Source organism: Arenibacter algicola (assembly GCF_000733925.1).
Taxonomy (GTDB): domain Bacteria; phylum Bacteroidota; class Bacteroidia; order Flavobacteriales; family Flavobacteriaceae; genus Arenibacter; species Arenibacter algicola.
Window position 1 is genome coordinate 2,262,661 of record NZ_JPOO01000003.1, and the last position, 22,162, is coordinate 2,284,822.

Below are 22,162 nucleotides of genomic sequence, written 5' to 3' on the forward strand. Positions count from 1 at the left end.
TTGAACCGCTTAACAGTACTGTCTTAGGACTTCCGAGAAAAAATTGGAAGCACTATATATATTGAATTCAATAAATGGCGGGATTGGATAACACAGTGTGCAAGGGTAGACTTACAAGTCCTTTTTATAAGGGGATAGCACTATTAAAGTTAAGGGTATATTAATTAACGGAATATAATACCCAACTAATAGGTTTCTTATCTTTAGCGCGGAATTGGTTCTAAAAAAGCTTAGGTTTGGACTGATTTTTTGTTCGATATAAAAAACAATAATTACACCATACTTGAATTGAAGGATTCAATTACATTACTTGCAACACTAAAGGGAATGAAATTTACGTTGTTAGCAATAATATCACCCAAGAATAAGGCCGTATAAATGGAAGCTATATTAAGAAATGATTATACTGTAGATTGGATAACCATTATCCTATTTTCCAGTATCTTTTTTATGGTACTTGCAAAAACTACTTTTTATAGCCGTTTCTTGAACTATATCATCTTACCGTTCAACAACAAATATATCTTTCTTTACCAAAAGAAAGACAAACTATTTAATTGGTTCAGTATTTTTTTCAGTATTTTTCAATTGCTAAATTTCTCTCTTTTCCTATACTTTGCTTATACCATTTTTTTCAAGATTCCGGAAGGGCAACAGTTCGTTGCCTATAGTATTATTTTTATATCGCTTTTTCTATTTTTTACCATTAAAATACTCTTGCAATTGGGCAACGGTTTTATATTTAATATCAACAAGATTATTGCCGAAATAATTTTCAAGAAACTCTCCTATCTCAACTACAGTGGCATTGTAATGCTATTTGCCAATCTTCTGTTAAATTTTGTTTTCAGGGAGTCAAAAGCAGTAGTTTTTATAAGTCTTTTGTTAGTATTCCTTATAAACGCTATTGGTTGGACTACAACATTGAGAAATCATCAAAAATTCATCGCCAGTAATTTTGTGTATTTTATTTTGTACCTTTGCGCTCTTGAAATAGCACCAATTATTATAGTTGGAAACTATCTAATAGATCGAAACCTATGAAAGTAAAAACGATTTTGGTTTCACAGCCAGAACCTAAGATGGAAAACTCCCCCTATTCCAAGCTTATTGATAAGGAGAAAATAAAGGTAGATTTTAGACCTTTTATCCACGTGGAAGGCGTTGATGCGAAAATGGTACGACAACAAAAAATTGACCTTAAGAATTTTACCGCCATTATTCTAACCAGTAGGAATGCAGTGGATCACTTCTTTAGGATCGCGGAGGAAATGAGGTTCAAGGTTCCCGATACGATGAAATATTTTTGTCAGTCAGAGGCAGTAGCCTACTATTTACAAAAATACGTTGTATACCGCAAGCGTAAAATTTATGTTGGGAAAATGAATTTTCCAGATTTAAATACTTTGTTCAAAAAATATAAGGACGAAAAATTTTTATTACCATCCTCTGACGTTCTTAAACCTATTGTTCCCGAAACACTAAATAGTTTGGGAATAGATTGGACCAGGGGCATTTTTTACAGAACGGTAATCAGTGACCTTTCAGATTTAAGGGATGTGTATTATGATGTATTGGTATTCTTTAGCCCTTCCGGAATTGAATCGCTATTAAAGAATTTCCCTGATTTTAAACAGAACGAAACCAGAATAGCGGTTTTTGGAAATTCAACGGTTAAAGCAGCCACGGAAGCAGGGTTAAGAATAGACATTCAGGCCCCCACCCCGGAAACGCCTTCTATGACCATGGCACTACAGAGATACATTACCAGTGTAAACAAGAAATAGTTATTGCCAAAAAATTAATTTAGCAATACCAGATTATAAAAAACCCCGAGGCAAGCCTCAGGGTTTTTCTTTTAGAATGCATATCGCTGCGGTCCTCCACGCCTTATTTCCTCATTGGCATAGACCTCGAATTTCTTAAAGTTTTCTCTAAAGGCATTGGTCAACTTAAAGGCGGTTTTGTAATAGGCCTCGTCATTGTTCCATGTTGCCCTTGGACTTAGCACACTTGTAGGGACTCCAGGACACTCCCTAGGCTGTGCCACTCCAAAAACGGAGTGGATATGGTATTTATCATAACTGTACAGTCCCAGTTCGCCACTTAAGGCCGCATGGATCATGGCCCTGGTATATTTCAATTTCATTCTGGTACCCACCCCATATGGGCCACCGGTCCATCCTGTATTTACCAACCATACATTTACCCCTGCATCCAACATTTTTTTACTCAGCATCTCTGCGTATTTGGTTGGATGCAATGGCATAAACGGCGCTCCAAAACAAGCCGAAAAACTTGGTACTGGTTCTACCACCCCTGCCTCGGTACCGGCCACCTTGGCCGTATATCCCGAAATAAAATGATAGGCTGCCTGACTAGGGGTCAACTTGGAAATAGGAGGCAATACCCCAAAGGCATCCGCAGTTAAAAAGAAAATATTTTTTGGGTTCTTACCAATAGATGGCACCTGTATATTGTCTATATTATAAATTGGATAACTTACTCTGGTATTTTGGGTAATGGAGGTATTGGCAAAGTCGACCACCCCATTGGCATCCAATACCACGTTCTCCAAAAGGGCTCCTTTCTTTATGGCTCCGTAAATTTCAGGCTCATTTTCTTCCGAAAGATTAATGACCTTGGCATAACAACCTCCCTCAAAATTAAATACGGTATTTTCTTTGGTCCACCCATGTTCATCATCTCCGATCAATTTTCTATGTGGGTCTGCCGATAATGTAGTCTTTCCAGTTCCGGAAAGGCCAAAAAAGATTGCGGTATCCCCATCCTCGCCCACGTTTGCCGAACAGTGCATGGGAAGGCAATTCTTAAATACCGGAAGAATAAAATTCAGCGCAGAAAATATTCCTTTTTTAATTTCCCCCGTATATCCGGTACCTCCTATCAGGGCAATTTTACGGGTGAAATTAAGAATGGCAAAATTATGCTGCCTTGTCCCATCTTCCTCTGCCTTTGCCATAAATCCAGGTGCATTAACCACAGTCCATTCCGGATCAAAACCTACCAACTCTTCTTCGGTAGGCCTTAAAAACATATTGTAGGCAAACATATTGGACCAGGGATATTCATTAATTACCCTGATGTTCGTCTTGTAATCATCGTCGGCGCATGCAAAACAATCCCTTACATAAAGTTCCTTTTCATTGAGATATTTTATGACCTTGTTGTAAAGAGCATCAAACTTTTCGCTTTCAAAGGGTATATTTACATTTCCCCACCAAATTTTATCGGCCGTAATCTCATCCTTTACAATAAATCTGTCCATTGGAGACCTACCCGTAAATTCGCCTGTATTAATTGCTAAAGCCCCGGTAGAGGAGGTTACGCCCATACCCTTTTCCACTGTAATTTCATGTAGTCTTGACGGTGCCAATTGATAGTGAATTTTTTTACTTGTTATACCATACGTCTCCAACGCAATCGATTTAGTTGAGGGTGTTGATGAATTCATAATAGTTGAGTTTTATTAGAAAAATATAAGTGCTCTTAGAGCTTGTTAGTTTTATGTGATGGTTTTTGATTAAGAACCCTAATGCCCAAAAGTATCCAGCCCGTAACCAGGAGAACACCGCCCAGGGGAGTCAATAGTGCTATTTTCTTAAAATCAAAACTCGACAATTCATTGATTGCCAAAAGGTAAATTGAAAAAGAAAAACATACAATTCCAACCACTATAAAGTAATAAATCAGCTTTTTACGCTCATTGACCAATAAGTTGCTACCTCCCAAAAGCAATAGGAACAGAGCGTGGTACATCTGGTACCGCACCCCGGTCTCAAAAGTCTCAATTGCCTTGGCATCTACCATTTTTTCCAAACCATGTGCCCCAAAAGCACCTAAAAGAACCGCCGTTAGACCGAAAAATATACCAGTGACGAAAATTGTTTTGTTCATAACTTATTAAGGCTTATTCCTTACAAATATAACAATTTGATACCTTAGTATCCGTGAAATAGAAAAGTAAAAAACCAATGCGTAGAAAAATACTTGTTGTGGGCACCGGAAAATCCACTGCATATTTGTTGGATTATTTATTACAAAAAGCAGAGGCGGAAAATTTACATATTACTATTTGTGACTTAAATCCGGAAGTCCTTCCCGAAAGGATAAAATTACATACCTCCTGTACTATTCTTAAATTGGATATCTTCAATGATAAGGAAAGAAGTAATGCCATAGAACAAGCGGATATAGTCATTTCCATGCTCCCTGCCCGTTTTCATATCAAGGTAGCAGTGGATTGCATTCAATTTACAAAACATTTGGTTACGGCTTCTTATATAAGCGATGAAATAATGGCCTTGGACCAACAAGCGAAAGAAAAAGGCCTGGTTTTTATGAACGAAATTGGACTGGATCCCGGTATAGACCACATGAGTGCCATGCAGGTGATAGATAATATTAGGGAACGCGGTGGCAAAATTATACTTTTCGAATCTTTCACAGGGGGGTTGGTAGCCCCTGAAAGCGACAATAACCTGTGGAACTATAAATTTACCTGGAACCCCAGAAATGTTGTAGTGGCCGGTCAGGGCGGGGTAGCCAAATTTATTCAGGAAGGCACCTATAAATATATTCCCTACCACAAATTATTTAGAAGAACAGAGTTCTTGGATGTAGAAGGCTATGGGAAATTTGAAGTATACGCCAACAGGGACTCTCTAAAATACAGGGAAGCCTACGGGCTGGAGAACGTACTTACACTGTATAGGGGAACCATGAGGCGGGTAGGTTTTTCCAAAGCTTGGAATATGTTCGTGCAATTGGGCATGACCGATGACAGCTATACCATTGAAAATTCTGAAGGAATGTCTTACCGGGAATTTGTAAACTTATTTCTACCTTATTCACCTACCAATACGGTAGAATTAAAGCTGCGGCATTATCTTAAGATAGACCAGGATGATATAATGTGGGATAAATTAATGGAACTGCACTTATTCGATTCCAAAAGGAAAATTGAATTAAAAAACGCCACTCCCGCACAAATATTACAAAGAATACTGGAGGATAGCTGGACCTTGGACAGTACGGACAAGGATATGATTGTTATGTACCACAAATTTGGGTACGAAATTAACGGTAAAAAAAAACAGATAGATTCCAATACAGTCGTTATAGGGGAAGACCGGACCTATACGGCAATGGCCAAGACCGTTGGGTTACCGGTAGCCATGGCCACGATATTAATATTAAATAAAAAAATCACCACTCCAGGTGTACAATTACCAATAAGACGCGAGGTCTACGAGCCTATTTTAGAGCAACTTAAAAGCTATGGAATTCGCTTTAAAGAATACCAGGTACCTTACATGGGCTATAACCCCGACTCTGTTGCTAGTTAAGATGTAAAAGCATTTTGGTATCTTTATATAGAAATTGAAGTAGAACCCATGAAATCCAATAACGAAAACATAAAAATTGATGGTATCGACAAAAAGATACTAAGATTTTTGATGGCCGATGCCAGAAAGCCCGTTTTGGAAATTGCCAGAAAAATTGGAATTTCAGGTGCTGCCATTCATCAGAGGTTACGAAAATTGGAAGCTTCAGGTTTAATTGCAGGCTCTAAATTCATTATCAACCCCAAAGTTCTGGGATATACCACCATGGCCTACATTGGTATTTACTTGGACAAGGCCATGAGCAATCCGGTGGCGGTTAAGGAACTTGAAAAAATTCCGGAAGTACTGGAATGCCATTATACTACAGGAAATTGGTCCATTCTTATAAAAGTGCTTTGCAGGGACAACGAACACCTTATGCACGTACTTAACAGGGATATACAGCAGATTGAAGGGGTATCAAGAACTGAGACCTTTATTTCTTTGGACCAACAAATAGACAGACAAATAACGATATAAAAAAAAGGACATCTAAAGAAGTCCTTTTTTTTATATAATTTATCATAAGTCTTAGTCCCTACCTCCTAGAACCTGCATAGCCCAATAGACCAAGGTTGCCAAAGATCCTATGGCGGCTACCAAGTAAGTTCTGGCAGCCCATTTTAAGGCATCCTCAGATCCTTTGTACTCTTCTTGGCTCACCATATTCTTGTTCTTTAACCAGGCTAGGGCACGGTTACTGGCATCGTATTCAACCGGCAAAGTAATAAAGCTAAACAAAGTAGCCAGCCCCATCATTATTAGACCTGCAACGGCCACCCAATATCCAAGACCAACTCCTGCTGCGGCTCCCAACATAAGCCCCCCAAAGACTACCCACATAGACATGCCTGAGGTAACACTTACCACCGGCACCAATTTGGAACGCAAGGTCAACCATTCATATGCCGTAGCATGTTGTACCGCATGTCCACATTCGTGGGCCGCAACAGCGGCTGCCGAAGCGTTTCTTTGATTGTACACCCCTTCACTTAAATTTACCGTTTTATTTACCGGATTGTAGTGGTCCGTTAGCATTCCTGGTGTAGAAATAACCTTTACATCCCTGATTCCGTGGTCTGCCAACATTTTCTCGGCAATTTCGGCACCGCTCATACCATTGCGCAAATGCACCTTGGAATAGTGCTTAAATTTGCTTTTTAGTTTATTACTAACCAACCAACTTACCAAGGCAATAGCACCCAGCAATATATAATACATCATCATAACAATTCTATTTTTAAGATTAATCCAATATACTAAAGTTTCCTTTTCTTAATACCAAGTAATTCTTTCTTTTCTAACAATCAAAAACCCCGCCAAATTATGACGGGGTTATATATATGACAAAATGTACGGTCTAGTCATTTATTGCTTGCCATTTAAAGGCTTCCAAAATCTCTTTACGTATTACCTTTGCCCTTAATATATTCAACCCTTTTTGCAGGGAGGCATCCTCCTGACAGGCCTTTTCCCAACCCAAATTGGCCAATTTTAATACGTAGGGCAAAGTTACATTGGTCAAGGCCATGGTTGAAGTATATGGAACTGCCCCTGGCATATTGGTAACGCAGTAATGTACCACATCATCTATAATATATACCGGGTTCTCATGCGTAGTGGGCCTCGTGGTTTCCACACATCCCCCTTGATCTACTGCTACATCCACAATTACGGTACCTGGGCGCATATCCTTAAGCATATCGCGAGTAATGATCTTTGGGGCTTTGGCTCCCTTTAACAAGATGCCCCCAACAATTAGATCATGGTCCTTAATGTGTTTCCTTATATTAAATTCATTTGAAAATTCCGTGACTACATGGCTCGGCATTACATCATTTACATAACGAAGTCGTTTCATGTTAACATCCAAAATAGTAACATGTGCCCCAAGTCCGGCTGCCATTTTAGCAGCTTGAATTCCTACCACACCGGCCCCAAGTACCAAAACCCTTCCCGGTGCCACTCCAGGAACTCCACCAAGTAGCACCCCTCTTCCTTTTTCTGGTTTCTCCAAGTATTTTGCCCCCTGCTGTATGGCCATTCTGCCAGCGACTTCGGACATGGGTGTCAATAAAGGCAAGGTGCCATCTTCATCTTCCACGGTTTCATAGGCTATGCAAATAGCTTTACGATCTATCATGGCTTCGGTAAGGACCTCACTAGAGGCAAAATGAAAATAGGTAAAAACCACCTGCCCCCTTTGTACAAGTGCATACTCCTCCTTTATAGGCTCTTTTACCTTAACAATCATATCGCTCATAGCATAAACATGGCCTATAGTGTCCAAAACAATGGCGCCCACCTGTTGATAATCGCTATTTGAAAATCCGCTGCCATCACCGGCACCGGTCTGCACGTATACCGTATGATTATTTCTCACCAGTTCAAAAACCCCCGCAGGCGTCATGCCCACCCTGCTTTCATTGTTTATAATTTCTTTAGGAATCCCGACTTTCATTTTCAATTCTTTTTTTAAACTAAATGGAGCTAACACCTCTTCCACTTAAGTGGCATTATTCCTGACCATTATTACATGATGGCAAGAATTCCAAAAATGGAACAAAAAAATATAAGAAAAAAAGAAAACCCCTTAAATAAGGGACAAGAATATAGATTATTGCACTTTTCACATTATGTGTACGAACCCATTAAAAATGGCGCACTATTAACAGTACCATATAACAAGAAATTTTAATTGGGAAATTACCTGCTATTTGTATTTTAACTTAAGGACAATCATTACAAAAAGTAATACCGCAGTAATAAAATTGGCCAATATCATAGGCACACTTTCATGGTAAATACCATAAATCAACCATAGCACCACACCAAGAAACATGGCCATATACATGGTCAGCGAGATATCCTTGGTAGATTTATTCCTCCACGTCTTATGTACCTGTGGCACTATAGAGTAGGTAGTAAGTACGGCCGCCACGAGCCCCATGATTTCTATGTTCTCCATGCCACTAGATACAATTTTGTGGGCAGACCCCACAATGCGAATTTTTATCCAATACTATTACCAAAATCAACTTAAGCCCTGGAACAATCTCCTTATCCAACTATATTGACAATTTTTCCTGGGACCACAATCACCTTTTTAGGGGCACGCCCCTGGAGTTGTTCCTGTGTTTTGTCATTGGCCATAACGGCAGCCTCAATTTCCTCTTTGGAAAGATCTGCCGGCAATTCCAATTTAAAGCGTACTTTTCCATTGAAAGAAATAGGATACTCCTTACTACTCTCTACCAAATACTTCCCTTCAAATTTAGGGAATGGGGCAGTTGCTATAGAGGTCGTGTGTCCCAATTTACTCCAAAGTTCCTCCGCTATATGCGGAGCATATGGTGAGACCAACAGGGCCAACGGTTCCAATATTTTTTTACTATTACATTTTTGGGCGGCCAACTCGTTTACACATATCATAAAGGTAGCCACCGAGGTATTAAAGGAGAAATTTTCTATATCCTCCTCTACCTTCTTGATAGTCTTGTGCAAAGTCTTTAAATTATCTGCTGTAGGTTCGGCATCGGTCACAGTAAAAGCTCCTTCATTTCCCCCGTGGAACAAACGCCACATTTTCTTAAGAAAACTGTGGACCCCTGTAATACCCGCAGTATTCCAAGGTTTGGATTGCTCCAATGGCCCTAGGAACATCTCGTACAAACGCAGGGAATCTGCTCCGTACTCCTGACAGATACTATCCGGACTTACCACATTGTATTTGGACTTGGACATTTTCTCTACCTCGCGACCTACAATATATTTCCCGTCCTCCAAAATAAACTCGGCATCCTTAAAATCGGCATAAAGAGGATTTTCCTTGAACTTTATCAAATCCAATTCATCTGATGGATTAACCAAAGCCACATCTACATGAAGTGGTTGTACCGTTTTGTTGTCTATTCCTATCAAGTTTTTCGATACCAGGGTATTTTCACCTTCCAACCTATAGACAAAAGCACTGGTTCCCGTAATCATCCCCTGATTGATCAATTTCTTGGCAAACTCGGGTTTTGGCACGATGCCTTTATCGAACAAAAACTTCTGCCAGAAACGGCTGTACAGCAAATGTCCGGTAGCATGTTCACTACCCCCAATATATAAGTCCACATCCTTCCAATAGTCAATTGCCTCTCTGGAAAATATGTCATTTCCATTATTGGGATCCATATAACGGTTAAAGTAGTACGAACTTCCCGCCCAACCTGGCATGGTATTCAACTCCAATGGAAATATGGTTTTATGATCTATTAACTCATTACTTACCACTGCCGACTTCTCTACGTCCCAGGCCCAAACCGTGGCATTGCCCAATGGGGGCTCCCCGGTTTCAGTAGGTAAGTATTTTTCAACTTCAGGTAATACAATAGGCAAATGCTCCGCACTGATCATTTGGGGCATTCCGTCCACATAGTATACTGGAAATGGCTCCCCCCAATAGCGTTGGCGACTAAATACGGCATCGCGCAACCTGTAGTTGATCTTTCCTATTCCCTGTTCCAATTTTTCCAATTCGAAAATGACACGTTTTACGGCCTTTTTATAAGGTAGTCCATTTAAGAAGTCGGAATTGGCAATAACGGTCTTTTCCTTATCAGTAAAGGCCTCTTCGGAAATGTCCACTCCTTCAAAAATATTGGGAATGGGAATATTGAAATGCTTCGCAAAATCGTAATCGCGTTGATCTCCACAGGGAACGGACATTACCGCCCCAGTACCATAACCGGCCAACACATAATCCCCTATCCAAATTGGAATGGGCTCCTTGCTAAATGGGTGTTCCGCATAAGCTCCCGTAAAGGCTCCCGTAATGGTCTTTACATCGGCCATACGATCGCGCTCACTGCGTTTGGCCGTAGCCGCAATATACGCCTCCACTTCCTCCTCTTGCTCAGAAGTGGTTATTTTGGCAACCAATTCGTGCTCCGGGGCCAAGGTCATAAAACTTACCCCAAAAATGGTATCGGGCCGAGTGGTGAAAACCGAAATTTCCATTTCTTTCGAATTGACCTCCCCCCGGCCCCCTCCCAAGGAGGGGGAGTTTAGTACCGTCTCAATTTTTGAAATTACCTCATCAATATTGTTGAGTACTTCATCATTGGTAAACCTTATTACGGTATAGCCTTTTTTCTGTTCCAACAACAATTGCCTTTCCGCATCCTCGTTCAATTGATATTGGTGAATTTCTCCATCAACCTCCACGATCAATTCCTTTTCAAGGCAAACGAAATCAACTATATACCTAGAAATTGGATGCTGTCTCCTAAATTTCGAATTCAAATTTCTATTTCTTAGAGCTTCCCATAGTAAAGCTTCAGCCTTTGTGGGATTCTTACGCATTTCTTGAGCCCTTTCCAATAAAACTCCGTAAATGTCAGAATCGGCCGTATGAAATTTTGGTGAAGACGAATCCGCCCCCCCTCCTTGGGAGGGGGCAGGGGGGAGGACCCTAAACGTAACTTCTGCCCCTTCTGACCTGCCTATCCAATTGGTTTGGGAGTCCTTTAAGGGCTGTGGCCAATCTACCATAGCCAAATCGTCCAACAACCTCTGGGCATAGGCGGAGATACGCATACTCCACTGGGTCATTTTTTTACGCATAACAGGATGGCCCCCTCGCTCGGAAACTCCATTGACAATCTCGTCGTTTGCTAAAACCGTACCCAAGGCCGGACACCAATTCACTTCGGTCTCCGCCAAATACGTTAACCTATATTCCAATAAAACTTCCTGTTGTTCCTTTATTGTAAAGGCTTTCCAATCGGCTGCCGAAAATAGGGTTACATCTTCATCACAAACAGCATTTACACTTTGGTTGCCCTCTTTTTCAAAAATAGCGATCAGACTGGAAATATCTTCCGCCTTATCGTTGTCCTTATTGTACCAAGAATTAAAAAGTTGGATAAATATCCACTGTGTCCATTTGTAATAATTGGGATCGGAGGTACGTACTTCCCGACTCCAATCAAAAGAAAAGCCAATTTTATCCAACTGCTCCCTATATCTGTTGATATTGGCCTCTGTGGTAATGGCTGGATGCTGTCCTGTCTGAATGGCATATTGCTCCGCAGGCAGTCCAAAAGAATCGTACCCCATTGGATGCAGTACATTAAATCCTTTGTGCCTCTTATAACGAGCATAAATATCGCTGGCTATATAACCCAAGGGATGCCCTACATGCAAACCGGCACCTGAAGGATAGGGAAACATATCCAGTACATAAAACTTTTCCTTTTGGGAATCATTTTCTGCTTTAAAAGTGTGGTTTTCAGCCCAAAATCTCTGCCACTTTTCTTCAATCTTCCTGAAATCGTAAGTCATCCTATATTGTTTGTCTTTAAATCCGGCGCACTAAGGGTACACACTCCATTTATTTAATGCAGGGCAAAAATAAGTTTAATCTATGAAAGCAAAAAGATATTATCGACATACCTACCAAAGCAAAAGTGCTGCATTGATCGTATCATATAAACCACCCCTAGAGATAGCAGCATTAAACTTTTGTGCCTGGAATATTCATTGCCCTACTACTGGCAAGGACAAAAATTGCAATTGAATTTCCCAAACACTGAAATTTCGTAGGACAACACTTTATATTGAAATTGATTATGAAACAAGCCTCAACCATTTCTAATTCAATTTACTTTCCTATTTTTACATATTGATTTTCAACTATGAGTACATCTTTTGAACGTTTTCAAAAAAGAAAGCTTATCTCCTCTTATTTTTCTGTGGTCCTAAGTATTGGCTTGGTACTTTTTCTATTGGGTATATTGGGACTTTTGGTACTGAATACCAAGAAACTGGCCGATCATTTTAAAGAACAGATCACTATATCCGTATTTCTTAAGGACAATGCCAAAGAAGTAGAGGTTGACCAATTGCAAAAAAGCTTGGCCATGGCAGAATATACCAAAAAAGCCACCTATGTTTCCAAGGAACAGGCAGCAGAACAGCACAGTGAGGAAATTGGAGAGAATTTTTTGGATTTCTTGGGGTATAACCCACTTAAGAACTCCATAGATGTGCAACTTAAGGCCGATTATGTTTCTACAGAGAAGATTGCCGAAATAGCAGAGGAGATTTCCAGTAGGGACTATATTGAAGAAGTAAGCTACGACAAACCTTTGATTACACTGTTAAACGATAATGTAAAAAAAATTAGTTTCTGGATACTGGTCGCCAGTGGCGTTTTTACTTTTATCGCGGTCTTATTGATCAACAGTTCCATCCGACTTTCCATTTACTCCAAGCGCTTTATCATAAAAACCATGCAAATGGTTGGGGCCACTAAGACTTTTATACGCAGACCCTTTATTTGGACCAACATTAAACTGGGGGTTCTTGGAGCGGTCATAGCCTTAATTGCACTAGGCTTTGTAATATATTATGTAGATATAAATTTTCCGGAGCTCAACCTTTTTCAAGACCCGACAATTTTGGTATTTCTTTTTGCAAGTGTCTTCTTTTTAGGGGTCTTGATTTCCTTTATTAGCACATTTTTTGCAACACAACGTTTCTTAAATCTTAGAACAGACGATTTATATTATTAACTTTGCGGCATGAGTAAAAAACAAAATAGTAATCAACCACAAAAGCCTAGACAGGAATTTATTTTTCAGAAGAAAAATTACCTTTTTATGTTTATTGGTTTGGCATTGATTAGCCTAGGATTTATCCTTATGAGCGGTGGCGGAAGTGACGATCCCAATGTTTTTAATCCTGAGATTTATAATTTCAGAAGAATACGCTTGGCCCCTACATTGGTGTTGATAGGCCTGGGAATAGAAGTTTACGCCATTCTGTTGAATCCGCATAAGAAGAAATAAATTTTGGACATATTTGAGGCTATTATACTTGCCATTATTGAAGGCATAACCGAGTATTTACCGGTTTCTTCAACTGGACACATGATTATTACATCTTCCTTTTTTGGTATTGCACAGGAAGATTTCACCAAATTATTTACTATCGTTATCCAATTGGGCACCATACTTTCTGTTGTGGTACTGTACTTTAAGCGATTCTTCCAAAGCATCGATTTTTATTATAAGCTATTGGTCGCTTTTATTCCTGCGGTGGTCTTGGGCCTGCTCTTGAGTGACGTAATAGATGCCTTACTGGAAAGTCCGCTTGTAGTGGCCTTTTCCTTGGTCATAGGGGGATTGATCCTTCTTAGAGTGGATGAGTTATTCGGAAATTCGGAGAACACCGATATTTCATATGCTACGGCTTTTAAAATTGGACTCTTCCAGTGTTTGGCAATGATTCCTGGTGTATCCAGAAGTGGTGCCAGTATTGTTGGAGGTATGACCCAAAAACTAACCAGGACTGCAGCGGCAGAATTTTCATTCTTTCTGGCCTTGCCCACCATGTTGGGGGCTACCCTTAAAAAGAGTTATGACTATTACGATGCCGGCTTTACCCTTACCACCGAACAAATAAACCTATTGATTATAGGAAACGTAGTTGGTTTTATAGTGGCCCTTTTCGCAATTAAGACCTTTATTGGGTATTTGAGCAAACACGGCTTTAAGATATTTGGCTACTACAGAATAGTAGTAGGCATCGCAATCATTGTCATCCATTATTTTATAAGTCCGTTAACGGTAATGTAATGACAAAGGAAGACTTTTTAGAGGGGCAGGTATTATTGATAGACAAACCGCTTGGTTGGTCATCTTTCCAGGCTGTCAATTCCTTAAAATGGAAAATCAGAAAGAAATTTCAACTTAAAAAAATTAAGATAGGCCATGCCGGGACCCTGGATCCGTTGGCGACAGGATTATTACTCATCTGTACAGGAAAAGCCACCAAAACCATAAACGAACTACAGGGTCAGGAAAAAGAATATACGGGAACTATTACCCTTGGCGGCACAACCCCGTCCTATGATCTGGAAACCGAAATAAACGAAAACTTCCCCATAGATCATATTACCAATGAATTGATCCACAATACTACTGCCAAATTTATAGGGGACATAGAACAAATTCCACCCGTTTTCTCGGCTCTAAAAAAAGACGGCAAAAGACTTTACGAGTACGCCAGGGAAGGTAAGGAAGTAGAGATAAAAAAAAGAGGGGTCACCATTACAGAATTTGAAATTACCTCTATAGAACTGCCAATGGTACAGTTTAGGGTGGTCTGCAGTAAAGGCACCTATATTAGATCTTTGGCGCATGATTTTGGAAAAGCACTGCAATCCGGAGCGCATTTATCCTCGTTGAAAAGAACCAAAATAGGGGATTACAACGTAAATAAAGCCATAACCCCCGAGGAATTTGGTAAATTACTGCAAATCGACAGTTAAACTTCGATATTACAAGTGGTAACCTAACCGTTCGTCGATAATTTGAAATATTTTTGATAAAACGTGGTTATATCACTATGAATTTAAACCGTAAACAACTTTCTTTCTTAATAACATTCTTTTCCATGGCCTTGGTGGTGTTGGGTTTATACAACATCCATTTGGGACAGGAAGAAAAAGAAGAGTATGTTATTGAATTAAGTTTGTTGGAAGAGGAGGATCTAGAAAAGCCAATTGAAGAAGAATTAAAGGAAATGCAAGAAATGGCCAAGGCAGATCCCGTTAAAAGTCATATGGCCTATAATGAGGCCAATAAACCAAGTTTCGGCAATCCTGAACCACTCAAAACATTGGAGGAAATATTGGAAGAACAAGAGCTGTCCTCCGATAGTGATGATCCTACGGACTATCTTAGCTCCGACTCAGAATATGCCGCAAGAGTAAAGGAATTGGCCAAGAGAAGAAGGGAAAAACAAGAACTATTGGGAGAAAAGGAAGCCAGTAAGGAAGTAATGACCAACAATTTGGCCAAAAGAAGAACTTCCATTTCCTACTCCTTGGTGGACAGAAGGCATACCAGCCTTCCCATACCCATTTACACCTGTATAGAAGGGGGTAAAGTAGTCATTAATATTAAGGTCGACCCACTAGGAAAGGTCATAGAGGCCGATGTAAACAAAAAAAGTTCCAGTACCCTGAATGGCTGTCTTGTGGATAACGCCATTGAATACGCCTTAAAATCCAAATTTAATACTGGAGAAAAGGCTGAACAAATGGGCACCATTACCTATCTATTCCAAGAAAAGCAAAGATAAAAGGTCGCTCACGGTATTTTGTCCCTTATCCTTATTATACCAGAGCTGTAGATCCTGTTTAAATTCTGCCGTCAACTTCCCGTGCTTACTTTTGTAGTCCTGCACCATTTTGGCAGCAATGGAGGGCCGGGAACCCCATTCCCCTATAACCTTGCCCGTAGTATCATCAATGGAAATCAGTTTTGGAATGGCCATAGCCCCATTGGACAAAAACTGCTCCATTAGGTCCAGATTTTCATCGCGCAATACAAGTCGTAACGAAATATTCTTGTTTAAATCCGTAATCTTATTCATTACAGGTAGTGTCTGGGCAGCATCGCCACACCAACTCTCAGTAAGCACCAACCAGGTAGTTTTTTTTACTATCCCTTTTATTTTGGCCTCGGAATCAGCATCAATCTTAATGGTTTTGTCCAAACGTTTCATTCGTTGATCGTTCAGACGTGTAAAATCATTATGTTCCTGACTTTCTATTGATCCAGTGGATTTTCCCTCCAAAGCCAAATTGGTTACCATTAACCTGTAATCTAAATAAGCCATGGAAGAGTTTATACCCTCCCGAACCAATTGTTGTTTTGTTTTCCGTATTGTTTGTTCCATAAAATGTAAAAACTATTTGCTTCAAAATTAGCCCTTCCCAAGGCAGCATTTGGTAACAATAGTTACATTGGTAGTATAACCCATGCAATACTTACATAGACAAATGGTAAAGGGAAATATTAGTGGTTCAAAGCCCGTTTTTTGATCATCCCACCTTTAGTGTCATTTATACTATTCATGACAACAAAAGCGTTTGGGTCTATCTTTTCCAGTTCGGTGTTTAATTTACTAATCTCCAATCTGGTAATTACGGCATAAATAATGTCGTACTCATTGTGGACACCACTCTTGCCGTAACCGCCATGACCCTTATAAATGGTAAGGCCCCTTCCTAGTTTTTCCGTAATCATTAGTCTAATCTCCTCACTACGGGCAGAAATGATTGTGACCCCAGTGTACTCCTCGATCCCATCCACCACGAAATCCAAAGTTTTCGAAGCCGATAAATAGGTCAACATGGAATAAAGGGCTGTCTCCAAAGAAAGGAAATAGGCAGCCGCCAAGAATATTATAATATTTATCACAATAATATTATCCCCAATTTTGGTCCTTAATTTCCTGCTCAGATAAATGGCCAGTACTTCAGTGCCATCCAAGACACCACCTCCCCTAATGGAAAGACCTATTCCGGCCCCCAGGAAGAAACCTCCAAAAACCGCTACCAACAGTTTGTCCTCTGTCACTTCCGGGAAGTGTACCGTGGCCAAAACTATGGCCAGACCAATAATTGCCAAAGAGGCCTTGATGGCAAATTGTTTGCCTATCACCTTAAAACCAAGAAATATAAATGGAATATTAACAAGAATAATCAATATGTATAAGGGTATTGACGAGATTTCGGAGATCAAAAGTGAAATTCCCGTTGCCCCACCATCAATAAAGCTATTGGGCAATAGAAAACTCTCCAAACCAAAGGCTGCAGAAAAAATCCCCGCAATTATAAACAGGGCATCATGTATGTCCGCAAAAATCCCAACCCTAAACCTCCGGGATTTCTTCCAATAGGAATAGAGGTTGGATCTAAAGTCATGACTCTTTTTCTTTTTATCGGGCATATTCTAAAATTAAAATAAGATTTATTAAAAACAAAGACAGATTATAACGCTGCCTTCCATAAAAAATTCAATGTTTTAAAAGAAAACAAACTGCGTAATTACTGCGCTGTGAAATTAGAAAATCAAATTTTAATAATGGAGATCCCTTGGGTCATAAATGAATTTAATTTGCACCCCACTGATTCTCCCACATGGTTATGCTACCAATATACTATCTTTACCAAGCGATTATAACTTCCCATGAAAAATCTGTTCCATATACTTATAAGCCTTTTTTGCCTTTGCGCAATGCGCGGTCAAAGTGAGATAGACCAAGCTTTAAGGAAGTTCAACAATAAGAGCGTGCCTTATATAACAGCGGAAAACTTAAGGGGAAATACCCCGTTTCTGCTCTTGGACACCAGAGAAAAAGAGGAATTTGAGGTAAGCCATTTAGCAAAGGCCGTATGGGTGGGCAATAGGAATCCTGATGTGGACAAAATAATATCGATTGTTCCCAACAAAAATAAGCCTATCGTTGTCTATTGTTCCATAGGGGTTCGATCTGAAAAAGTTGGGGAAAAGCTTTTAAAAAAAGGCTATACCGAAGTCTACAACCTTTATGGCGGTATTTTTGAATGGAAAATTAAGGGTTTTCCCGTTTATGATTCCATTGGACAAGAAACGGATAGGGTGCATGCCTATAACAGGCATTGGGGCAAAATGTTGAACAATGCCACTAAAGTTTATGGACACAGAAAACACAACAACTAAAAACCTATAATGACTAAAGGCATTATCCGGGCCTAGAGGGTAGGAAAAGGGCATATCCCATCAAATTCTCAATTTCCAACCTATAATTAAGTAATGAACACCAACCCATAACGACCATTAAGTTCAAGTCCATTATATTAAAGAGATATTCGATAGTCAAAATGAACCACCGCAAAGATTTGCTTATCATATTTACACGCAATCCCGAACTGGGCAAGTGCAAAACCAGATTAGCGGCAACAGTGGGCGACGGGATTGCCCTAAACATATATAAATTTTTACTTGATCACACCAAGAATATTACCCAGGGTTTAAATTTCAGGAAATGGGTTTGCTATTCCGATGATATATGGGAAAATGATATTTGGGATAAATCCGTTTATGAAAAAAAAGTACAATCCGGCAATGACTTGGGAGAGCGCATGTACAATGCCTTTAAAGAGGGATTTAATGCAGGCCATGAAAGAATAATTATCATTGGAAGTGATATGTACGATTTGAACGAAAATGATTTGTTGGAAGCCTTTCAATTATTGGATCAGCATGATTATGTAATAGGTCCTGCCATTGATGGCGGCTATTATTTATTGGGGATGAAAGTCTTGAGCCCCAATCTGTTTAAAGATAAAACCTGGGGCACTGATACTGTATTGAAGGCCACCTTAGAGGATTTGAAAAATAAAAACTACAGCCTGTTAGCTCCTAAAAACGATATTGACTATTTTGAAGATATCAAGGATATTGAAATCTTCCGAACCTTTTTAAAAAATTGAAATTATATGACAGGTAAACTACTTAAGGAATCTACTGATTATCTAATAGGAAAAGGCTTTGAAGCTCCTGAAATTGGCATTGTACTGGGAACAGGTTTGGGCAAACTGGCAGATGAAATTGAGAATCCTATAGAAGCACATTACAACCATATTCCCTATTTTCCCTTGGCTACCGTAGAATTCCATTCCGGTAAATTAATCTATGGAATCTTGGAGGGCAAAAAAGTTGTAGTAATGCAGGGAAGGTTCCACTTTTACGAAGGATATGACCTTTTGGACGTTACCTACCCTATTAGGGTAATGGAAATGCTGGGAATAAAAAAACTATTTATATCCAATGCTGCCGGGGCCATAAACCAAGATTTTAAGAAAGGTGACCTTATGCTCATCGAAGACCACATTAACCTTCAAGGTGGATCTCCCTTAGCATTTAAAAACGTGAGCCAATTTGGAGATCGTTTTACCGATATGAGTGAGCCATATGACGTTCCTATGCGCAAAAGTTTGGAAAAAATAGCCGAAAAGGAAAACATAAGCCTGCAGAAGGGGGTTTACGCTTCTGTTGTTGGACCTCAACTGGAAACCAAGGCAGAATACCGAATGCTAAAAATTATTGGGGCCGATGCCGTAGGAATGAGCACCGTGCCAGAGGTAATTGTGGCCAATCACCTAAAATTGCCGGTAGTGGCCGTATCCGTACTAACGGACGAATGTGACCCTGACAATCTAAAACCCGTAAATATTGCAGAGATAATTGCCATTGCAGGGAAAACGGAACCAAAAATGATAAAATTATTTAGGGAACTGATCAAGGTAATATAATTAGTAGTGAGTAGTGAGTAGTGAGTAGTGAGTAGTGAGTAGTGAGTAGTGAGTAGTGAGTAGTGAGTAGTGAGTAGTGAGTAGTGAAGAAAAAAAATCATAATCCTGAGGACAAATTTTTAAGCATACAGACATGAGTTATTTAGAAGCAACAAATGAATTATATAAGAATGCGGCATTGACCCCAGATGTTGGACTGTGCTGTACCACCAATCCAATTTGGCAATTCCCAGGATTGTCCATCCCAAAAATTATGCAGAAGATGAACTACGGTTGTGGAAGTACGGTTTCTGCCCAGGATCTGGTCAACAATCCAAAGGTGCTATATGTAGGGGTCGGAGGTGGAATGGAGTTGTTACAATTTTCATATTTTTCCAGGCAAGTAGGCGGGGTAACTGGAGTTGATGTTGTGGATGAGATGCTGGAAGCTTCCAAAGAAAACTTCAAAATTGCGGAACAGGAAAACCCATGGTTCAAGAGCGAGTTTGTAAACTTGGTAAAAGGAGATGCCCTACACCTGCCTATTGAGGACGAAAGTATTGATGTTGCGGCTCAGAACTGTCTGTTTAACATCTTTAAGACGGAAGAGTTGAAGAAAGCGGTTGCGGAAATGTATCGCGTATTAAAACCTCATGGAAGATTGGTTATGAGCGACCCCATATGTGAACAGCCTATGAACGAAACCCTGCGTAACGATGACCGACTAAGGGCTCTGTGTTTAAGCGGTAGTATCCCTTTGAAAGAGTACATAAAGGTATTGACGGATGCCGGTTTTGGAACCATTGAAATTAGGGCGCGAAAATCTTACCGCGTTCTCTCTCCCAATCACTATCCTACGGAGGATTTAATCTTTATTGAGTCTATTGAAATTGCCGCGATAAAAGACCCCATGCCCCAAGATGGCCCCTGCGTTTTTACAGGCAAAACAGCCATTTATTACGGTAATGAAGAATATTTTGATGATGAAAACGGCCATGTTCTAATGCAAAACCAGCCTCTGGCGGTATGTGACAAAACTGCAGCTGCCTTAGAAAAAAGCAATGCCGAAATTCATATAAGTAACAGTACTTGGCATTATAATGGTGGAGGCTGCTGTTAATCATGATATTGATGTAAGGTTTAATGGGCCGGGCACACTAATTAGAGGTAAATAATATTTCCATGCATCTTAAATTATCGATACTTCTGATCCTTCTACTAACGAAAAGTGTTGTTAGTTTTGTGCCTTTACCAAGGTCTATTGAAAATTTTCCCATGGATATGGTTTGGCAATTAGACCATTCCCAATGGGATATTTTACTTAAAAAGCATGTAGACGATACAGGAAATGTTGACTATAAAGGCTTTGCGCAGGATATAAATGCCTTACAGGATTATTTGGATTATTTGGCCAAGAACCAGTCAACGGATAAGGCACACAAACCCGAAAAACTTGCTTATTACATTAACCTTTACAATGCCGCTACCGTAAAACTTATTTTGGACAATTATCCTACCAAAAGTATTAAGGACATAAAAAATCCTTGGGGGAAAGATATAGTGCAAATGGGTACTGAGAAGATTTCTTTGGGCAATCTGGAACACAAAATACTACGCAAAATGGATGAACCGCGAATTCATTTTGCCATTAACTGCGCCTCTTTTTCCTGTCCAAAATTATTGAACACGGCTTTTACTGCTACCAATCTTGAAAAACTTCTGGAACAAACGGCCATAGATTTTATAAACGACCCCAAAAGAAATGTGCTCACAAAGGAAAAAGCCTCCCTGTCCGAAATTTTTAACTGGTACAAAAAAGATTTCACCAAAAATGGCTCCTTAATAGATTACCTTAATAAGTATGCCTCCCAAAAATTGACTTCCGATACCAAAATAAGTTATTTGAACTATAATTGGGGACTAAATGAAATTGAGTAATTCCATAACCCTGAGCATCATAATCCCAACCCTAAATGAGGCTGCCCATATTGGCCATTTGTTAGAACATTTAAAAAAGAACAGCAGTCCCAAGAACATCAAGGAAATAATTGTGGTTGATGGCGGCAGTACGGATGGCACCCCAAGCTTGGCAAAAACTTTGGGGGCAAAGACCATAACCTCAGAAATGGGGCGTGCAAAACAAATGAACAAGGGCGCGGAATTGGCCACAGGCCATGTCCTTTACTTTTTGCATGCCGACACCTATCCGCCAAAAAATTTTGACCTTTATATTCTAAATGCAATTCATAACAATATGTCTTCGGGTTGCTTTAGGATGAAGTTTGATACCTCCAAAAAGTTTTTACGATTCTTCGCCTGGTTTAGCAGAATAAACAACCAACTATGTAGGGGCGGTGACCAATCTCTATTTGTTCTCAAGGACCTTTTCCAAAAAACAGGAGGCTTTAATGAGAAGTATATTATCTACGAGGATACGGAATTTATCGGCCGCCTTTACAAAACATCAAAATTCAAGGTATTGCCGCAACATGTAGTAACCTCGGCCAGAAAATATGAACAGATTGGAACCCTTAAATTACAATATCATTTTGGGATAATCCACCTGAAGAATTTGCTGGGTGTTGGCCCCGACCAATTGTACCGCTATTACAATAAAAATATTGCCTCTTAAATT

23 protein-coding genes are annotated in these 22,162 nt (G+C 39.8%); 15 read left to right on the top strand and 8 right to left on the bottom strand.

Annotated features, from left to right (window positions below):
* Positions 1 to 378: 378 nt before the first annotated feature.
* Positions 379 to 1,044, top strand: a complete 666-nt coding sequence (locus U735_RS0120205) for a DUF4271 domain-containing protein (protein WP_031445551.1) — start codon at positions 379 to 381, stop codon at positions 1,042 to 1,044.
* Entirely contained in the window at positions 1,041 to 1,787 is a 747-nt protein-coding gene (locus U735_RS0120210; RefSeq protein WP_031445552.1) for a uroporphyrinogen-III synthase, read from the top strand. The genes U735_RS0120205 and U735_RS0120210 overlap by 4 nt, the downstream gene beginning before the upstream one ends.
* Positions 1,788 to 1,858: 71 nt before the next feature.
* On the opposite strand, the gene pckA is transcribed toward U735_RS0120210, so the two are convergent.
* Together pckA and U735_RS0120220 are read right to left on the bottom strand one after the other, a co-directional pair.
* On the bottom strand, positions 1,859 to 3,475 hold the full coding sequence (pckA, locus tag U735_RS0120215) for a phosphoenolpyruvate carboxykinase (ATP) (RefSeq protein WP_031445553.1): 1,617 nt from the start codon (positions 3,473 to 3,475) through the stop codon (positions 1,859 to 1,861).
* 35 nt (positions 3,476 to 3,510) lie between these two features.
* Positions 3,511 to 3,918: a DUF423 domain-containing protein gene (locus U735_RS0120220; RefSeq protein WP_031445554.1), complete on the bottom strand. Its 408-nt coding sequence runs from the start codon at positions 3,916 to 3,918 to the stop codon at positions 3,511 to 3,513.
* Positions 3,919 to 3,995: 77 nt separating this feature from the next.
* Between U735_RS0120220 and U735_RS0120225 the strand changes: the two genes are divergently transcribed.
* Together U735_RS0120225 and U735_RS0120230 are read left to right on the top strand one after the other, a co-directional pair.
* Entirely contained in the window at positions 3,996 to 5,369 is a 1,374-nt protein-coding gene (locus U735_RS0120225) for a saccharopine dehydrogenase family protein (protein WP_031445555.1), read from the top strand.
* A 48-nt stretch (positions 5,370 to 5,417) separates the two neighbouring features.
* Entirely contained in the window at positions 5,418 to 5,888 is a 471-nt protein-coding gene (locus U735_RS0120230) for an Lrp/AsnC ligand binding domain-containing protein (RefSeq protein ID WP_031445556.1), read from the top strand.
* Positions 5,889 to 5,939: 51 nt separating this feature from the next.
* Here U735_RS0120230 and U735_RS0120235 read toward each other — a convergent pair whose 3' ends face one another.
* The 4 genes from U735_RS0120235 to leuS form a co-directional block, all read right to left on the bottom strand.
* Complete coding sequence (locus U735_RS0120235; RefSeq protein WP_031445557.1) at positions 5,940 to 6,635, bottom strand: zinc metallopeptidase; 696 nt, start codon at positions 6,633 to 6,635, stop codon at positions 5,940 to 5,942.
* 133 nt (positions 6,636 to 6,768) lie between these two features.
* Positions 6,769 to 7,869, bottom strand: a complete 1,101-nt coding sequence (ald, locus tag U735_RS0120240; RefSeq protein WP_031445558.1) for an alanine dehydrogenase — start codon at positions 7,867 to 7,869, stop codon at positions 6,769 to 6,771.
* A 252-nt stretch (positions 7,870 to 8,121) separates the two neighbouring features.
* Positions 8,122 to 8,376 (bottom strand): SemiSWEET family sugar transporter, encoded by a 255-nt coding sequence (locus U735_RS0120250; protein WP_031445559.1) that lies wholly within the window; start codon positions 8,374 to 8,376, stop codon positions 8,122 to 8,124.
* Positions 8,377 to 8,468: 92 nt separating this feature from the next.
* Positions 8,469 to 11,738 carry a leucine--tRNA ligase gene (gene leuS / locus U735_RS0120255; protein ID WP_031445560.1) on the bottom strand — a complete coding sequence of 1,090 codons (3,270 nt, stop codon included), beginning with the start codon at positions 11,736 to 11,738 and terminating at the stop codon, positions 8,469 to 8,471.
* Positions 11,739 to 12,091: 353 nt separating this feature from the next.
* Here leuS and U735_RS0120260 point away from each other — a divergent pair, with 353 nt between their 5' ends.
* The 5 genes from U735_RS0120260 (at position 12,092) to U735_RS0120280 (ending at position 15,545) form a co-directional block, all read left to right on the top strand.
* Positions 12,092 to 12,970: a cell division protein FtsX gene (locus U735_RS0120260; protein ID WP_031445561.1), complete on the top strand. Its 879-nt coding sequence runs from the start codon at positions 12,092 to 12,094 to the stop codon at positions 12,968 to 12,970.
* Between the two features lie 9 nt (positions 12,971 to 12,979).
* Positions 12,980 to 13,246: a DUF3098 domain-containing protein gene (locus tag U735_RS0120265; RefSeq protein WP_031445562.1), complete on the top strand. Its 267-nt coding sequence runs from the start codon at positions 12,980 to 12,982 to the stop codon at positions 13,244 to 13,246.
* 3 nt (positions 13,247 to 13,249) lie between these two features.
* The gene (locus tag U735_RS0120270) at positions 13,250 to 14,035 is read left to right on the top strand and encodes an undecaprenyl-diphosphate phosphatase (RefSeq protein ID WP_031445563.1); all 786 of its coding nucleotides are present in this window, start codon (positions 13,250 to 13,252) and stop codon (positions 14,033 to 14,035) included.
* Positions 14,035 to 14,730 (top strand): tRNA pseudouridine(55) synthase TruB, encoded by a 696-nt coding sequence (gene truB / locus U735_RS0120275; RefSeq protein ID WP_031445564.1) that lies wholly within the window; start codon positions 14,035 to 14,037, stop codon positions 14,728 to 14,730. The genes U735_RS0120270 and truB overlap by 1 nt, the downstream gene beginning before the upstream one ends.
* Positions 14,731 to 14,807: 77 nt before the next feature.
* Positions 14,808 to 15,545, top strand: coding sequence for a hypothetical protein (locus tag U735_RS0120280; RefSeq protein WP_031445565.1), 738 nt, complete (start codon positions 14,808 to 14,810; stop codon positions 15,543 to 15,545).
* Here U735_RS0120280 and U735_RS0120285 read toward each other — a convergent pair.
* Entirely contained in the window at positions 15,522 to 16,145 is a 624-nt protein-coding gene (locus U735_RS0120285; RefSeq protein WP_031445566.1) for a thioredoxin family protein, read from the bottom strand. The genes U735_RS0120280 and U735_RS0120285 overlap by 24 nt on opposite strands.
* A 119-nt stretch (positions 16,146 to 16,264) precedes the next feature.
* A complete protein-coding gene (locus U735_RS0120290; protein ID WP_034248649.1) occupies positions 16,265 to 17,200 on the bottom strand; it encodes a YitT family protein in 936 nt (311 codons plus the stop codon).
* Between the two features lie 288 nt (positions 17,201 to 17,488).
* On the opposite strand from U735_RS0120290, the gene U735_RS0120295 reads away from it, so the two are divergent.
* The 6 genes from U735_RS0120295 (at position 17,489) to U735_RS0120320 (ending at position 22,159) form a co-directional block, all read left to right on the top strand.
* Positions 17,489 to 17,953: a rhodanese-like domain-containing protein gene (locus U735_RS0120295; protein WP_232233294.1), complete on the top strand. Its 465-nt coding sequence runs from the start codon at positions 17,489 to 17,491 to the stop codon at positions 17,951 to 17,953.
* Positions 17,954 to 18,114: 161 nt separating this feature from the next.
* Positions 18,115 to 18,726, top strand: a complete 612-nt coding sequence (locus U735_RS0120300; protein WP_031445569.1) for a TIGR04282 family arsenosugar biosynthesis glycosyltransferase — start codon at positions 18,115 to 18,117, stop codon at positions 18,724 to 18,726.
* 6 nt (positions 18,727 to 18,732) lie between these two features.
* On the top strand, positions 18,733 to 19,548 hold the full coding sequence (locus U735_RS0120305; RefSeq protein WP_031445570.1) for a purine-nucleoside phosphorylase: 816 nt from the start codon (positions 18,733 to 18,735) through the stop codon (positions 19,546 to 19,548).
* A 133-nt stretch (positions 19,549 to 19,681) separates the two neighbouring features.
* A complete protein-coding gene (gene arsM, locus U735_RS0120310; RefSeq protein WP_031445571.1) occupies positions 19,682 to 20,647 on the top strand; it encodes an arsenosugar biosynthesis arsenite methyltransferase ArsM in 966 nt (321 codons plus the stop codon).
* Between the two features lie 62 nt (positions 20,648 to 20,709).
* Positions 20,710 to 21,465: a DUF547 domain-containing protein gene (locus U735_RS0120315; RefSeq protein WP_031445572.1), complete on the top strand. Its 756-nt coding sequence runs from the start codon at positions 20,710 to 20,712 to the stop codon at positions 21,463 to 21,465.
* Positions 21,452 to 22,159, top strand: a complete 708-nt coding sequence (locus tag U735_RS0120320) for a TIGR04283 family arsenosugar biosynthesis glycosyltransferase (RefSeq protein WP_031445573.1) — start codon at positions 21,452 to 21,454, stop codon at positions 22,157 to 22,159. The genes U735_RS0120315 and U735_RS0120320 overlap by 14 nt, the downstream gene beginning before the upstream one ends.
* Positions 22,160 to 22,162 lie beyond the last annotated feature (3 nt).

Excerpts from the sequence above, each read along its gene's own strand:
- U735_RS0120205 (WP_031445551.1), top strand. The coding sequence starts at position 379 with ATGGAAGCTATATTAAGAAATGATTATACTGTAGATTGGATAACCATT.
- U735_RS0120210 (WP_031445552.1), top strand. The coding sequence starts at position 1,041 with ATGAAAGTAAAAACGATTTTGGTTTCACAGCCAGAACCTAAGATGGAA.
- pckA (WP_031445553.1), bottom strand. The coding sequence starts at position 3,475 with ATGAATTCATCAACACCCTCAACTAAATCGATTGCGTTGGAGACGTAT.
- U735_RS0120220 (WP_031445554.1), bottom strand. The coding sequence starts at position 3,918 with ATGAACAAAACAATTTTCGTCACTGGTATATTTTTCGGTCTAACGGCG.
- U735_RS0120225 (WP_031445555.1), top strand. The coding sequence starts at position 3,996 with ATGCGTAGAAAAATACTTGTTGTGGGCACCGGAAAATCCACTGCATAT.
- U735_RS0120230 (WP_031445556.1), top strand. The coding sequence starts at position 5,418 with ATGAAATCCAATAACGAAAACATAAAAATTGATGGTATCGACAAAAAG.
- U735_RS0120235 (WP_031445557.1), bottom strand. The coding sequence starts at position 6,635 with ATGATGATGTATTATATATTGCTGGGTGCTATTGCCTTGGTAAGTTGG.
- ald (WP_031445558.1), bottom strand. The coding sequence starts at position 7,869 with ATGAAAGTCGGGATTCCTAAAGAAATTATAAACAATGAAAGCAGGGTG.
- U735_RS0120250 (WP_031445559.1), bottom strand. The coding sequence starts at position 8,376 with ATGGAGAACATAGAAATCATGGGGCTCGTGGCGGCCGTACTTACTACC.
- leuS (WP_031445560.1), bottom strand. The coding sequence starts at position 11,738 with ATGACTTACGATTTCAGGAAGATTGAAGAAAAGTGGCAGAGATTTTGG.
- U735_RS0120260 (WP_031445561.1), top strand. The coding sequence starts at position 12,092 with ATGAGTACATCTTTTGAACGTTTTCAAAAAAGAAAGCTTATCTCCTCT.
- U735_RS0120265 (WP_031445562.1), top strand. The coding sequence starts at position 12,980 with ATGAGTAAAAAACAAAATAGTAATCAACCACAAAAGCCTAGACAGGAA.
- truB (WP_031445564.1), top strand. The coding sequence starts at position 14,035 with ATGACAAAGGAAGACTTTTTAGAGGGGCAGGTATTATTGATAGACAAA.
- U735_RS0120280 (WP_031445565.1), top strand. The coding sequence starts at position 14,808 with ATGAATTTAAACCGTAAACAACTTTCTTTCTTAATAACATTCTTTTCC.
- U735_RS0120285 (WP_031445566.1), bottom strand. The coding sequence starts at position 16,145 with ATGGAACAAACAATACGGAAAACAAAACAACAATTGGTTCGGGAGGGT.
- U735_RS0120290 (WP_034248649.1), bottom strand. The coding sequence starts at position 17,200 with ATGCCCGATAAAAAGAAAAAGAGTCATGACTTTAGATCCAACCTCTAT.
- U735_RS0120295 (WP_232233294.1), top strand. The coding sequence starts at position 17,489 with ATGCGCGGTCAAAGTGAGATAGACCAAGCTTTAAGGAAGTTCAACAAT.
- U735_RS0120300 (WP_031445569.1), top strand. The coding sequence starts at position 18,115 with ATGAACCACCGCAAAGATTTGCTTATCATATTTACACGCAATCCCGAA.
- U735_RS0120305 (WP_031445570.1), top strand. The coding sequence starts at position 18,733 with ATGACAGGTAAACTACTTAAGGAATCTACTGATTATCTAATAGGAAAA.
- arsM (WP_031445571.1), top strand. The coding sequence starts at position 19,682 with ATGAGTTATTTAGAAGCAACAAATGAATTATATAAGAATGCGGCATTG.
- U735_RS0120315 (WP_031445572.1), top strand. The coding sequence starts at position 20,710 with ATGCATCTTAAATTATCGATACTTCTGATCCTTCTACTAACGAAAAGT.
- U735_RS0120320 (WP_031445573.1), top strand. The coding sequence starts at position 21,452 with ATGAAATTGAGTAATTCCATAACCCTGAGCATCATAATCCCAACCCTA.